The sequence below is a fragment of the Xanthobacter wiegelii genome (assembly GCF_043193855.2).
Classification (GTDB): domain Bacteria; phylum Pseudomonadota; class Alphaproteobacteria; order Rhizobiales; family Xanthobacteraceae; genus Xanthobacter; species Xanthobacter flavus_A.
Window position 1 is genome coordinate 1,916,155 of sequence record NZ_CM195529.1, and the last position, 13,539, is coordinate 1,929,693.

A 13,539-nucleotide genomic window follows, 5' to 3' on the forward strand; every position below is an offset into this window, starting at 1 on the left:
GCCGGGCTTAAAGCCGGCTCAGGAGGACCCAACATGAGCGTCAAGGTGGCCATCAACGGTTTCGGTCGCATCGGTCGCAATGTGCTGCGCGCCATCATCGAATCGGGCCGCACCGACATCGAGGTGGTGGCGATCAACGACCTCGGCCCGGTGGAGACGAACGCCCACCTCTTCCGCTTCGACAGCGTGCACGGCCGCTTCCCCGGCGAGGTCAAGGTCGCCGGAGATACCATCGACGTGGGCCGCGGCCCCATCAAGGTCACCGCCGTGCGCAACCCCGCCGAGCTGCCCCACAAGGAGCTGGGCGTGGACATCGCGCTGGAATGCACCGGTATCTTCACCTCGCGTGACAAGGCTGCGGCGCACCTCACCGCCGGCGCCAAGCGCGTGCTGGTCTCGGCCCCGGCCGACGGCGCGGACCTGACGGTGGTCTATGGCGTCAACCACGACAAGCTCACCAATGAGCACCTCGTCGTATCCAACGCCTCCTGCACCACCAACTGCCTCGCCCCCGTGGCCAAGGTCCTCAACGATGCCGTGGGCATCGAGAAGGGCTTCATGACCACCATTCACTCCTACACCGGCGACCAGCCCACGCTGGACACCATGCACAAGGACCTTTACCGCGCCCGCGCGGCGGCCATGTCCATGATCCCCACCTCCACCGGCGCCGCCAAGGCGGTGGGCCTGGTGCTGCCGGAGCTGAACGGCAAGCTGGACGGCACGTCCATCCGCGTGCCCACGCCCAACGTCTCGGTGATCGACCTGAAGTTCGTCGCCAAGCGCGCGACCAGCAAGGAAGAGATCAACGAGGCGATCATCGCCGCGGCGGCGCAGGAGCTGAAGGGCATCCTCGGCTTCACCGACCAGCCCAACGTGTCGATCGACTTCAACCACAACCCCAACTCCTCGACCTTCCACCTGGACCAGACCAAGGTCATGGAAGGCACGCTGGTGCGCGTGCTGTCTTGGTACGACAACGAGTGGGGCTTCTCGAACCGCATGAGCGACACGGCCGTCGCCATGGGCAAGCTGGGCTGACCGGGAAAAGGGGGCGCCATCATGATCGCCTTCCGCACCCTCGATGACGCCGCGGACCTCGCCGACAAGCGGGTCCTCGTCCGTGTCGACCTCAACGTTCCCATGGAGAGCGGGCGCGTCACCGACGCGACCCGTCTCAAGGCTATCCTGCCCACCATCCGGGACATCACCGGCAAGGGCGGCAAGGTCGTCCTGCTGGCGCACTTCGGGCGGCCCAAGGGCCGCGACGAGACCCAGTCCCTCGCCCCCGTCGCCAAGGCGCTCGAAGGCGAACTCGGCCGCAAGGTCGCTTTCGTCGGCGACTGCGTGGGAGACGAGGCGAAGAGCGCCGTCTCCAGCCTCGCCTCCGGCGAGGTGATCGTGCTGGAGAACACCCGCTTCCATGCGGGCGAGGAGAAGAACGCGCCGGACTTTATCGAGGCTCTCGCGAGCCTCGGCGACGTCTATGTCAATGACGCGTTCTCCACCGCCCACCGGGCGCACGCCTCCACCGAGGGGCTTGCCCACAAGCTGCCGGCCTATGCCGGCCGCTCCATGGAAAGCGAGATCGAGGCGCTGACGAAGGCCCTCGAGGCCCCGCAGCGCCCGGTTCTCGCCGTGGTCGGCGGTTCCAAGGTGTCCACCAAGCTCGAACTGCTCGGCAATCTCGTGCGGAAGGTGGATATCCTCGTCATCGGCGGCGGCATGGCCAACACCTTCCTCGCGGCTCTCGGCAAGAAGGTGGGCAAGTCGCTCTGCGAGCATGACCTGGGCGATATCGCGCGGGACATCCTGGACAAGGCCAAGGCGGCCGGATGCGAGATCGTCCTGCCGGTGGACGCGGTGGTCGCCACCGAGTTCAAGGCCAATGCCGCGCACCGCGTCGCCAGCGTCGATGACGTGAAGGACGACGAGATGATGCTGGACGCCGGGCCGGCGACGGTCGCGATCGTCAAGCAGAAGCTCGACGGGGCGAAGACGGTGGTGTGGAACGGGCCTTTCGGCGCGTTCGAGCTGACCCCGTTCGATGCGGCGACGGTGGCCGTGGCCCGCTATGTGGGCGATCTCACCCATAACGGGAAGCTGCTTTCCGTTGCGGGCGGCGGCGATACCGTGGCGGCGCTGAACCACGCCGGCGCGGCGGATCGCTTCTCCTACGTCTCGACGGCCGGTGGTGCCTTCCTCGAATGGCTCGAGGGCAAGGCGCTTCCGGGCGTGGAGGCCCTGCGGCGCTGATGTTGCGCTGCGGAACAAAATGACGAGAATTGCGCCCGCCCGGCCTCCGCGGCGGGCGCTTTTCGGGTAGGGCACCGGTCGGGAACCCGGTGCCGGCTTCCGGACTTGCTGCCGCGCTACAGGCGCGCTGCGGTCCGGGCGTGCCACGACCTCCAATATGCCGGAGTGCCACGCTCCGGTGTCCATGTCCGCCGAGGGGCGGCAACAAGGCAGGTGAAGAACATGACGGCGGAGCTCGACGCGATCGCGCAGAAAATGGTGGCCGACGGCAAGGGCATCCTCGCGGCAGACGAGAGCGGCGGAACCATCAAGAAGCGGTTTGATGCCATCGGGGTGGAATCCACCGAGGAGAATCGTCGCGACTACCGCGAGCTGATGTTCCGCTCGCAGGGCATGGACTACATCTCCGGCGTCATCCTCTATGATGAGACCATCCGCCAGAAGGCGAAGGACGGCACGACGCTGGTCTCGCTGATCGAAAAGGCCGGCTCCATCCCCGGCATCAAGGTGGACGCCGGCGCCAAGCCGCAGCCCTTCTGCCCGGGCGAGACCATCACCGAGGGCCTCGACGGCCTGGCCGGCCGCCTCAAGGAGTATTACGACCTCGGCGCCCGCTTCGCGAAGTGGCGTGCGGTGATCGACATCGACACCACCAAGCACATCCCGTCCTACACCTCGCTCCGCGCCAACGCCCACGCGCTCGCCCGCTATGCGGCGCTGTGCCAGGAGGCGAAGATCGTCCCGATCGTCGAGCCGGAAGTGCTCATGGACGGCGCCCACGACATCGACACCTGCTACCGCGTCACCGAATGGGCGCTGAAGACGGTGTTCGAGGAGCTGTACTACCAGCGCGTCCGCCTGGAAGGCATGGTGCTCAAGCCCAACATGATCGTGCCCGGCAAGAAGAGCTCGGCGCAGGCCTCGGTGGCCGAGGTGGCGGAGAAGACCGTGCGCGTGCTCAAGGCCTGCGTGCCCACCGCCGTTCCGGGCATCGCCTTCCTTTCCGGCGGCCAGTCCGACGAGGACGCCACTGCCCATCTCGATGCCATGGTGAAGCTCGGCGGCCTGCCGTGGAAGCTCACCTATTCCTACGGCCGCGCCCTCCAGGCCGCGCCGCAGAAGGCATGGGCCGGCAAGCCCGAGAACGTCGCCAAGGCCCAGGCCGCCTTCGCCCACCGGGCGCAGATGAACTCTCTCGCGGCCCTCGGCAAGTGGTCGCCCGAGGACGAGCGCAAGGCCGCCTGAGCGTAAGGCACATCACCCATAGGGAGGGGCCGGCTTGCGCCGGCCCTTTTCTTATGGTCTGGCGAAAGCCGAGGACATTCCGCGTCCGTGCCCCCAATTCGCCGATTTCTTGGCAGACCGATCAGACCCATGGCCAATCCTCCGCCCGCCCCCGGCGCCCGCCTCATGCTCGTGTTCACCCTGACGCCCGCGCTCGACCCGCGCACGGTGGAGGCGGCGGTGCGCGCGGGCGATGTGGCGTGCGTGGTTCTGCGCGTGGCGCCGGGCGAGACGGTCGATGCCGCGCGGCTCGCGGAGATTGCCGGAGCGGTGCAGCGCCATGACGTGGCCGTGCTTCTCGACGGCCCGGACGGCCTCGTCGCTGCCGCTGGCCTGGATGGCGTCCACGTCGCCGCCGGACCGGCGCTCGATGCGACCCTGCGGCTGCTGAAGCCCGCCGCCATCGTGGGAGCCGGAGGGCTGGTCACGCGCCACGAGGCCATGGTCGCGGGCGAGAGCGGCGCGGATTACGTCGCCTTTGGCCCGCTCGCCCCTGAAAGCGGGGACTTCTTTCGCGTGCTCGATCTGGTGGGCTGGTGGGCCGAACTGTTCGAGGTGCCCTGCGTCGGTGTCGCCTCCACCCTCGACGAGGTGAGCGCGCTCGCCGGAGCCGGTGCCGATTTCGTCGCCGTGTCCGAAGCGCTGCTGGCGTCGGCGGGGGGACCGGCGAAGGCGGTCGCCGCCGTGCAGGCGCGCCTTGCCGCGGGTGCGTCCGACGCGGGTGAAGACGCGCAATGACGTGGTGTTTCCGCGCTCCGCGCCGCTGGCCGGGTGAAGCCATGCCTTTCCGCGCGGTGCTGTTCGCCGCCGCCCTGGGGGCGACGCTTGCCGCCCTGCCATCCCTCAGCTTTGCGCAAGCCACCGGCGGGGCTGCCCCATCCGGCCAGGCCGCGCCCAAGCCGGCGGCAAAGCCCAAGCCCGATCCAAAGCCCGATCCAAAGCCGGACGCGAAATCCGGAAACAAGCCGGCAAAGCCCGATCCGAAGGCCGCCCAGCGTCCCCGCGAACCTGCGCCCATGCCCCTGCTGGGCCAGCAGATCAGCTATCCGAGCCTAGATACCCCGGGCGGCACCGGCGATCTCGCTTATGGCGCATACCAGCGCGGCTATTACATCTCCGCCTTCAACGAGGCCCTGAAGCGTGCCCGCGCGGGTAACGATCCGGCCGCCATGACGCTGCTCGGCGAGCTCTATTCGGAAGGCCTCGGCGTGCCGCTGGACCCGAAGAAGGCCGTCGAGTGGTATCGCAAGGCGGCGGACGCCGGGTCAGTTTCCGCGCTGTTCGCTCTTGGCAACATGACGCTCGCCGGCCGGGGCGTCCCCATGGATGAGCCGGCGGCGGCGCAGCTGTTCCGACAGGCTGCGGAGAAGGGTAGCGCGGGCGCCGCCTACAATCTCGGCCTGCTTTACCTCCAGGGACGGAAGATTCCCAAGGAGCCGTCCGAGGCCGCGCGGTGGTTCGAAATCGCCGCCGCCAAGGACGTGGAGGACGCCCAGTACGCCCTCGGCGTGCTGCTGAAGGAAGGCAACGGTGTCGACAAGGATATCGCGGCCTCGGCCCGCATGATCGGTGCGGCGGCGCGGCTCGGCCACGTCACGGCGCAGGTGGAGTTCGCGATCATGCAGTTCAACGGCACCGGCGTGCCGAAGGACGAGGCCGCGGCGGCCGCCATGTTCCGCAAGGCGGCGCTGGCCGGCAATGCCATCGCCCAGAACCGCTATGCGCGGCTGCTCGCCGTGGGGCGGGGCGTCGCGCAGGACAAGGTGCAGGCGGCGGCCTGGCACCTCGTCGCGAAGAGCCGGGGCCTTGGCGATCCCATGCTGGACGAGGTGGTCGCGAAGCTTCCCGAGGCCGATCGCAAAAAGGCTCAGGCCCAGGCCGCCCGCTGGGAAGCCGGTCGCGCCTGACCGGACGCCGCACGGCACCGCGTGACGATGGCTGTGGCCATTCTGCAACGCCCCAAGCCACACTCGCTCTGCCTTCACCCCTGCACCTCCGCGCCATGATGACGCCACGTCGCGGCATCAGTGAAGGACGCGCCGGACGGGGGTTGACACCTCTCCCGGCCCTTCGGGACAGCCTCTCGCCACCGCCCGCGCCTGCTTGGCGCGCGGGATGATGCGAGCTGCCGGATCCGGAGGAGTGGCGATAACGGCCCGGAAACCATGGCGAGCGGGAATTGCCCGTACCCGCTTGTTTTCGGCCCTCGGAGCGGCCCGTCAGCCGCGCACGGAACGTTCGCTTAACCGGACGGCTTTAGACCCGAAGCCTCCGGTGCAGTGTTTAGAAGGGAGTTACCGGATGCGTTTCCTCAGCCTTGCTCGCGGCTTCCGGTTCGCGGCTCTGTTCGGCTTCGCGCTGGCGCTTGCCGCGTGCGCCAACAATCCCAACCAGAATGCCGGCGTCGGCGGCGCGGGTGGCCCTCCCGGTTCCCCTCAGGAGTTCGTGGTCGCCGTCGGCGATCGCGTATTCTTCGAGAGCGACCAGACCGATCTCACCCCGCAGGCGCGTGCCACCCTGGACCGTCAGGCCCAGTGGCTGCAGCAGTACAACCGCTACACCTTCACCATCGAAGGCCATGCGGACGAGCGCGGAACCCGCGAATACAACATCGCGCTGGGGGCCAAGCGCGCCCAGAGCGTGCGGGACTACCTCACGTCCCGCGGCATCGACCCGGCCCGCATGCGGACCATCTCCTACGGCAAGGAGCGGCCGGTGGCGGTGTGCAACGACATCTCGTGCTGGTCGCAGAACCGACGCGCGGTGACGGTGCTGAATGGCGGCGGCGCCTGAGTGTCATGACCACGTCCCGAAGGCCGGCACCCACGGGTGCCGGCCTTCGCGCGTGTGGCGCTGGACGGGCGGCCTGTGCCGCCAAGCCATTGCCGGGTCACACTTTGGACGCGATCGCCGGGGTAAAGTCTCTTTGCCCGAGCCGGCACGTTTCCGGCCGCGATCCTCACCACCAGCCTCAAGCAAAAGTCTCATGAAGATGCGCCTGCGCCCGGTCGGTGTTCTTGTCGGCACCCACGCCGTCCTCCTCGGCATCGCCTTCGCTGCGGCCCTTGGCACGGCGGCGCCGGCGGCGGCGCAGAACGACGGCAACCTCTTCGGCAACCTCTTCAAGCCGCCCCAGCCCGTGCAGGAGGCCCCGCGCGAGGACCCCGAGCTGACAGGCCGCATGGAGCGTCTGGAATCGACCTTGCGCCAGCTCACCGGCCAGGTCGAGCAACTCCAGTATCGCAACCAACAGTTGGAGGCGCAGGTGCGCCGGCTGGAAGAGGCCGGCGGTGGCCGTCCCTCGGCGCCTCCAGCCGCGTCTCCCGCCGCAGGGCCGGGGCCGGCCCCGGCCTTGCTCCCCTCCGGCCGCCCGGCGGCTTCCCCCGCCGCGCCCGCGCGTCGCTCGGACGCGTTCGATCCCAATATGGACCCCGCCGCGCCGGGCGCTCCGCAGCCGCTCGGCTCGGCCGGGAGCGCCGCGCCTCCGTCGCGCACAGTCGAGGGTGCGCCCGTGCGCGCCTCCACGGGCCAGCAGGTCGCGGCGCTGCCATCCGCCGGCGCCACGGTGCGTGAGCTGTACGATGCCGGCCAGTCCCAGCTTCAGCGCCAGGATTATGCCGGTGCCGAGCAGACGTTCCGGCAGATCATCCAGGCCTCGCCCAACGATCGCCTGATCGCCGACGCGACCTTCATGCTCGGGGAGAGCCTCTTCCTGCGGCAGAATTATTCCGACGCGGCGGCCTCGTTCCTCGAAGTCTCCACCAAGTACCAGAATTCCGCCCGCGCACCCGAGGCGCTGCTGCGCCTCGGCCAGTCGCTCGCCGGCCTCGGCGAGAAGGAGACCGCCTGCGCCACCTTCCAGGAGGTGGATCGCAAGTATCCCCGCACCGCCTCCTCCATCCGGCAGGCCGTGGAGCGCGAGCAGAAGCGCGTCGGCTGTTGAGGCATGGCGAGGGACCCCGCAGACCGTTCGCGCGGGACATCCGGATCGCCTGTCCCCCCGGGTGCTGCCGAAAGCATCGCGCCCGAGCCTGGCTCCGCCATTGCGGACAGTGAGCTGGACCTGCTGTTCGCGCGTTTCTCCGGCCATGCGGCCATCCTGATCGCCGTCTCCGGCGGCCCCGATTCGACAGCTCTGATGCATCTCGCCGCGCGCTGGCGGGACCGAGCCCCAGGCGGGCCCCGGCTTTTCGCGGCGACGGTCGACCATGGCCTCAGGGCGGCCTCGGCAGGGGAGGCGGAGGAGGTGGCGCGTTTGGCGGGGGCGCTCAAGCTGCCCCATCGCACCTTGCCCTGGCAGGGCGACAAGCCGGACCATGGATTGCAGGAAGCGGCCCGCGAGGCGCGCTATGGCCTGCTTGCCGCCGAGGCGCGGCGTGTGGGGGCCTCGGCCCTCGCGCTGGCTCATACACGCGATGACCAGGCTGAAACGGTGCTGTTCCGCATGGCGCGCGGCTCCGGCCTCGCCGGCCTTGCTGGGATGAGTGCCGAGACGACCCGTGGCGGGCTCGTGCTGCTGCGGCCGTTCCTCGACCTGCCAAAGGCGCGTCTTCTGGCGACGCTCGATACGGCCGGGCTCGTCTACGCAAGCGATCCGTCCAACCTCGACGCCCGCTTTGCCCGTCCGCGGCTTAGGGCGCTTGCGCCCGCGCTGGCGCGCGAGGGGCTCGATGCGCGGCGTCTTAGCCGCCTTGCCCGTCGGGTCGCCCGCGCGGACGCGGCGCTTGAGGCGGCCACGGACCGGGCGGAGGCGGAGCTTGTTACCGTCCAGAAATCCGGCCGCGCGATCAGCGGTTCCGCTTTCGCGGCCTTGCCCGATGAAATCGCCCTGCGGCTTCTCGGCCGATTGGTCGCCACGCAGGGCAGGGAAGGGCCGGTGGAACTCGCCAAGCTCGAGCTTCTGCTGGAGGCGGTGCTGGCTGCGCTGGCGCTGGTGCCTGCTCCATTTCGCCGCACCCTTGCGGGCGCCAGTGTGACCGTCCGAAAGGGGCAGGTGCTCGTATCCACCGCACCTCCCCGGCGCCTTGCCGCAAGGATCGCGACGAATTCAAGTGCGGAAAAGGCTCCTGTCCTTGGCAAGTCGGGGCCTCGCACCTAAATTAGCCGCTGGACGGTGCGGGAGGTTCCACCGACGGCGGTACGGTGCGGAGTTTTCCTTCCGTATGGTGAGGCGTCGAAGCGGGACCGCCCTTCTGTCCCCACGAGGGTTCAATGAACGCCAATCTACGTAATTTCGCCCTTTGGGTGATCATCGTCCTGCTCCTGCTGGCCCTGTTCTCGCTGTTCAACAGCCCGGGCCAGCGCACCAATGCGAACGAAATCTCCTTCTCGCAGCTGCTCAACGAAGTGGACGCCGGCAAGGTGGCCGAGGTCGTGATCGAGGGGCCGAACATCACCGGTACCTATACCGGTCGCTCGGGCTCGTTCCAGACCTACGCGCCGAACGACCCCTCGCTCGTGCAGCGCCTGTACGGCAAGGGCGTGCAGATCACCGCGCGCGCCCCGTCGGACAACGTGCCCTGGTTCGTGAGCCTGCTTCTGTCCTGGCTGCCCTTCCTCGCGCTGATCGGCGTGTGGATCTTCCTGTCGCGCCAGATGCAGGGTGCCGGCGGCAAGGCCATGGGCTTCGGCAAGAGCCGCGCCAAGCTCCTCACCGAGGCGCATGGCCGCGTGACCTTCGACGACGTGGCCGGCATCGACGAGGCCAAGAGCGACCTCACCGAGATCGTGGAATTCCTGCGCGACCCGCAGAAGTTCCAGCGCCTCGGTGGCCGCATCCCGCGCGGCGTTCTGCTCGTCGGCCCCCCCGGCACCGGCAAGACGCTGCTCGCCCGCGCCATCGCGGGTGAGGCCAACGTGCCGTTCTTCACCATCTCGGGCTCCGACTTCGTCGAGATGTTCGTGGGCGTCGGCGCGAGCCGCGTGCGCGACATGTTCGAGCAGGCGAAGAAGAATGCGCCTTGCATCATCTTCATCGACGAAATCGACGCGGTGGGCCGCCACCGTGGCGCCGGCCTCGGCGGCGGCAATGACGAGCGCGAGCAGACCCTCAACCAGCTGCTGGTGGAGATGGACGGCTTCGAGGCGAACGAGGGCATTATCCTTATCGCCGCGACCAACCGCCCCGACGTGCTTGACCCCGCTCTGCTGCGTCCGGGCCGCTTCGACCGCCAGGTCATCGTTCCCAATCCGGACGTGGTCGGCCGCGAGCAGATCCTGAAGGTGCATGCCCGCAAGATTCCCGTCGCCCCCGACGTGAACCTGAAGACCATTGCCCGCGGCACCCCCGGCTTCTCCGGCGCGGACCTCGCCAACCTCTGCAACGAGGCGGCGCTGATGGCGGCCCGGCGCAACAAGCGCATGGTCACCATGTCCGAGTTCGAGGACGCCAAGGACAAGGTGATGATGGGCGCCGAGCGTCGCTCCCTCGTGATGACCGAGGAAGAGAAGATGCTCACCGCCTACCACGAAGGCGGTCACGCCATCGTGGCGCTGAGCGTCCCGGCCACCGACCCGGTCCACAAGGCCACCATCATCCCGCGCGGCCGCGCGCTCGGCATGGTCATGCAGCTTCCGGAGCGCGACAAGCTCTCCATGAGCTATGAGCAGATGACCTCGCGCCTCGCCATCATGATGGGCGGCCGTGTCGCGGAAGAGCTGGTGTTCGGCCACGACAAGGTGACGTCCGGCGCCGCCTCCGACATCGAGCAGGCGACCCGCCTGGCCAAGATGATGGTGACGCGCTGGGGCTTCTCCGACCTCCTCGGTCAGGTGGCGTATGGCGAGAACAACGAGGACGTGTTCCTCGGCATGTCCATGCAACGCCACCAGAATGTGTCCGAGGCCACCGCGCAGACCATCGACAAGGAGGTCCGGCGACTGGTGGATGAGGGCTATTCCGAGGCCAAGCGCATCCTGACCGAGAGGTACGATGACCTCGAGGCTCTTGCGCGCGGCCTGCTCGAATACGAGACGCTGTCGGGCGAGGAGATCGTGGACCTCCTCGACGGCAAGACGCCGAACCGGGAGAGCGTGATCGAGCCGTCGAACCCGCGCGGCTCGGCCATCCCCACCACCAAGCGCCCGCGTCCGGGCGGTGCCGGCGGCTCTGTGGAGCCCCAGCCCCAGGCCTGACGCCATATCATCCTGGGAAAACGCCCGCGCAAGCGGGCGTTTTTCGTTCTGGCCGGTATCAGGGCAGTGCGCCGGGCGAGTGCCTGATTTGGCGCGCGCGGGCCGGGGGGAGGACGGGCGCGGACCCCATCGACAGCCTGGTCCGTGCAGGGCATAGCCTCTCACATGTCCCTTCTCGCCCGCACCTCTCTCGTCTCGGCGGCAACGCTCGCGTCCCGTGTTCTGGGTTTCGCCCGGGACGCGGCCACGGCCGCCGTGCTGGGCGTGGGGCCGGTGGCGGATGCGCTCGCGGCAGCCATGGCGCTGCCCCTGCTGGCGCGCCGGCTTCTGGCGGAGGGGGCCTTCAATCTCGCCTTCATTCCGGCCCTCGCGCGGGCGGGCGACGATGAGGCCGCACCCCGAAGGCTCGCCGGCGCGACCCTGCTCCTGCTCTGCGGCCTGCTCCTTCTCCTTGCCGCTGCGGCCGCGCTCTTCATGCCGCAGCTGATCGGCCTTATGGCGCCGGGCTTCGAGGCGGGCGGACAGCGGGCGGATGTCGCCATTCTCTGCGGCCGGGTGGTGGTGCTCTATGTTCCTCTGGCCGGACTGGCGGCAATCTACGGGGGTATCGCCAATGCCACCCACCGGGTGCTGCTGCCGGCGCTGGCCCCGGCGGCGGCCAATGTAACCGTGCTGTGCGTCATCGCCGTCCTCCTCGCCAGAGGGCTGATGGAAAGCGACACGGCCGCCTTCGCCATCGTCGTCGCCCAGGTGGGCGCGGGCGCCGCCCAGTTCGTTCTGATGCGACTGGCCGCCCGCGGGTGCCCCGCGCTGCCGTTGTTCCGTGTTCTGACGGTGCAGGATTTCCGGGGTGCGCTCGGCGTCCTGCGCGCGGCCTCGCCCGCGCTGCTGTTCGCGGGGCTGAGCCAGCTGCGCTTCATCGTGGTGGTCGCGGCTGTCTCGGCCAGCCCTGGCGCCGTGGCGGCGCTGAACTATGCCCAGCGGCTGCTCGATCTGCCCCTCGGCCTTGTCGGTGCCAGCGCCGGGGCCGTGCTGGTGCCCGCACTGCTGCGGCGGGGGAGGGCCGAAGCGGCGGACGATGCGGGACGTGCCGTGCTCGCGGCGCTCGCCTTCGCTCTGCCTGCGGCGGTGGGGCTGGCGGTCCTGGCCGAACCCATCGTCGTCACGCTGTTCCAGCGCGGCAGCTTCGATGCCGAGGACGCCCGCCTCACCGGGGCGCTACTCGCCGTGCTCGCCGCCTCGCTGCCGGCGCAGGGGCTGGAGCGCATTCTCTCTGCCGCCGCCTCCACGGTGGGCCTCATCACGGTCGCGGAGCGAATCGCGCTTGCCTCCCTCGTGCTCTGCATCGCGGCGGCCGCGGCGCTCGCCTGGGGCCTGGGGCCACTGGCTGCGGCGGGCGCCGTGGCGCTGTCATCGCTGGCTTCGATCCTCGCCCTCGGCGGTGTACTGGTGCGGCGGGGTGCATTGCGTTTTTCCGTGCCCGCGCTGCTTGCCGCCGCCGGGCTCGCGGCCGCGAGCCTTGCCATGGGCGTCGCGGTCCATGCCTTCGCTTCGGCCTGGCCGCCGGCGCAGGGAACGCTTTCCGGCATCCTGCGGCTGACGGGGCTGATCTGCTGCGGAGCGGTCATCTATGGCGCCGGCGCGCTTGGCGTGAAGGTCGCCGTTTCACGTGCCTGGCGGCACGGCACCTGAGCGGGCAGGGGCGGTACGGGCGGCGCCCTTGCGCCCTGCCGCACCAGGTGGCATGACGCGCCGCATTCACTTTCGCGGGCCATTGCCCGCATTCAGGTCGAGCGGCGCGCCGCTCTTTGGGGAGTTCGCCATGGCGGCGGTCGCAGAACGCGTATTTTCCGGCGTGCAGCCCACGGGCAATCTGCATCTCGGCAATTATCTCGGCGCCATCAAGCGCTTCGTGGAGCTGCAGAAGAGCCACGAGTGCATCTATTGCGTGGTCGACCTGCACGCCATCACCGTCTGGCAGGACCCCGAGGAGCTGAAGCGCCACACACGCGAGGTCACTGCCGCCTTCATCGCCTGCGGCATCGATCCCGAGGCCCATATCGTGTTCAACCAGAGCCAGGTGTCCGGCCACGCCGAACTCGCCTGGGTGTTCAACTGCGTCGCCCGCATGGGCTGGCTGAACCGCATGACGCAGTTCAAGGAGAAGGCCGGCAAGGACCGCGAGAACGCTTCCGTGGGCCTGTTCGCCTACCCGACCCTGATGGCTGCCGACATCCTGCTCTATCGCGCCACCCATGTACCGGTGGGCGATGACCAGAAGCAGCATCTGGAGCTGACCCGCGACATCGCCCAGAAGTTCAACACGGACTTTGCCCCCTCCATCGCCGCCAACGGGCATGGCGAGGGCTATTTCCCCATCACCGAGCCGCTCATCGCCGGGCCGGCGACGCGGGTGATGAGCCTGCGCGACGGCTCCAAGAAGATGTCGAAGTCGGAGCCCTCGGACTTCTCCCGCATCAACCTCACCGACGATGCCGACGCCATCGCCGGCAAGGTGCGCCGGGCCAAGACCGATCCCGAGCCGCTGCCCTCCGAGGAGGAGGGGCTCAAGGGCCGACCGGAGGCGGATAACCTTGTCGGCATCTTCGCGGCCCTCTCCGACACCACCAAGGCGCAGGTGCTGGTGGAGTATGGCAACGCGCAGTTCTCGGCGTTCAAGGCGGCGCTGGTGGATCTTGCTGTCGCGAAGCTCGGCCCCATCGGCACCGAGATGCAGCGCCTGATGGCCGATCCCGCCGCCATCGACGCCATTCTGATCGATGGCGCCGACCGCGCGCGGGTGATCGCGGACCAGACCCTCCGCGACGTGAAGGACATCGTCGGCATGGTGCGCTGACCGGGACT

The 13,539-nt window shown here is 69.1% G+C and carries 11 protein-coding genes; all 11 read left to right on the forward strand.

Translation table 11 applies throughout. The features are described from left to right. The first annotated feature begins 33 nt into the window (after positions 1 to 33). The 11 genes from gap to trpS all read left to right on the forward strand — a co-directional run bounded on the left by gap (position 34) and on the right by trpS (position 13,531). Positions 34 to 1,041, forward strand: coding sequence for a type I glyceraldehyde-3-phosphate dehydrogenase (gene gap, locus V5F63_RS08820; protein ID WP_209488684.1), 1,008 nt, complete (start codon positions 34 to 36; stop codon positions 1,039 to 1,041). 21 nt (positions 1,042 to 1,062) lie between these two features. Continuing rightward, complete coding sequence (locus V5F63_RS08825; RefSeq protein WP_394102200.1) at positions 1,063 to 2,256, forward strand: phosphoglycerate kinase; 1,194 nt, start codon at positions 1,063 to 1,065, stop codon at positions 2,254 to 2,256. A gap of 222 nt (positions 2,257 to 2,478) precedes the next feature. Further along, entirely contained in the window at positions 2,479 to 3,501 is a 1,023-nt protein-coding gene (locus V5F63_RS08830) for a class I fructose-bisphosphate aldolase (RefSeq protein ID WP_394102201.1), read from the forward strand. Positions 3,502 to 3,630: 129 nt separating this feature from the next. Further along, positions 3,631 to 4,278, forward strand: coding sequence for a thiamine phosphate synthase (locus tag V5F63_RS08835; RefSeq protein ID WP_394102202.1), 648 nt, complete (start codon positions 3,631 to 3,633; stop codon positions 4,276 to 4,278). A gap of 41 nt (positions 4,279 to 4,319) precedes the next feature. Further along, positions 4,320 to 5,447 carry a tetratricopeptide repeat protein gene (locus V5F63_RS08840; RefSeq protein ID WP_394102203.1) on the forward strand — a complete coding sequence of 376 codons (1,128 nt, stop codon included), beginning with the start codon at positions 4,320 to 4,322 and terminating at the stop codon, positions 5,445 to 5,447. 394 nt (positions 5,448 to 5,841) lie between these two features. Beyond that, positions 5,842 to 6,333: a peptidoglycan-associated lipoprotein Pal gene (pal, locus tag V5F63_RS08845; protein ID WP_209488689.1), complete on the forward strand. Its 492-nt coding sequence runs from the start codon at positions 5,842 to 5,844 to the stop codon at positions 6,331 to 6,333. Positions 6,334 to 6,526: 193 nt separating this feature from the next. Next, the gene (gene ybgF, locus V5F63_RS08850; RefSeq protein ID WP_394029398.1) at positions 6,527 to 7,483 is read left to right on the forward strand and encodes a tol-pal system protein YbgF; all 957 of its coding nucleotides are present in this window, start codon (positions 6,527 to 6,529) and stop codon (positions 7,481 to 7,483) included. Between the two features lie 3 nt (positions 7,484 to 7,486). Next, positions 7,487 to 8,638, forward strand: coding sequence for a tRNA lysidine(34) synthetase TilS (gene tilS, locus V5F63_RS08855; RefSeq protein WP_509210827.1), 1,152 nt, complete (start codon positions 7,487 to 7,489; stop codon positions 8,636 to 8,638). Between the two features lie 113 nt (positions 8,639 to 8,751). Continuing rightward, a complete protein-coding gene (gene ftsH / locus V5F63_RS08860) occupies positions 8,752 to 10,674 on the forward strand; it encodes an ATP-dependent zinc metalloprotease FtsH (RefSeq protein ID WP_394029397.1) in 1,923 nt (640 codons plus the stop codon). Between the two features lie 165 nt (positions 10,675 to 10,839). Continuing rightward, positions 10,840 to 12,366, forward strand: coding sequence for a murein biosynthesis integral membrane protein MurJ (murJ, locus tag V5F63_RS08865; protein ID WP_394102204.1), 1,527 nt, complete (start codon positions 10,840 to 10,842; stop codon positions 12,364 to 12,366). Between the two features lie 130 nt (positions 12,367 to 12,496). Continuing rightward, a complete protein-coding gene (trpS, locus tag V5F63_RS08870) occupies positions 12,497 to 13,531 on the forward strand; it encodes a tryptophan--tRNA ligase (protein WP_209488693.1) in 1,035 nt (344 codons plus the stop codon). The last annotated feature ends 8 nt before the right edge of the window (positions 13,532 to 13,539 follow it).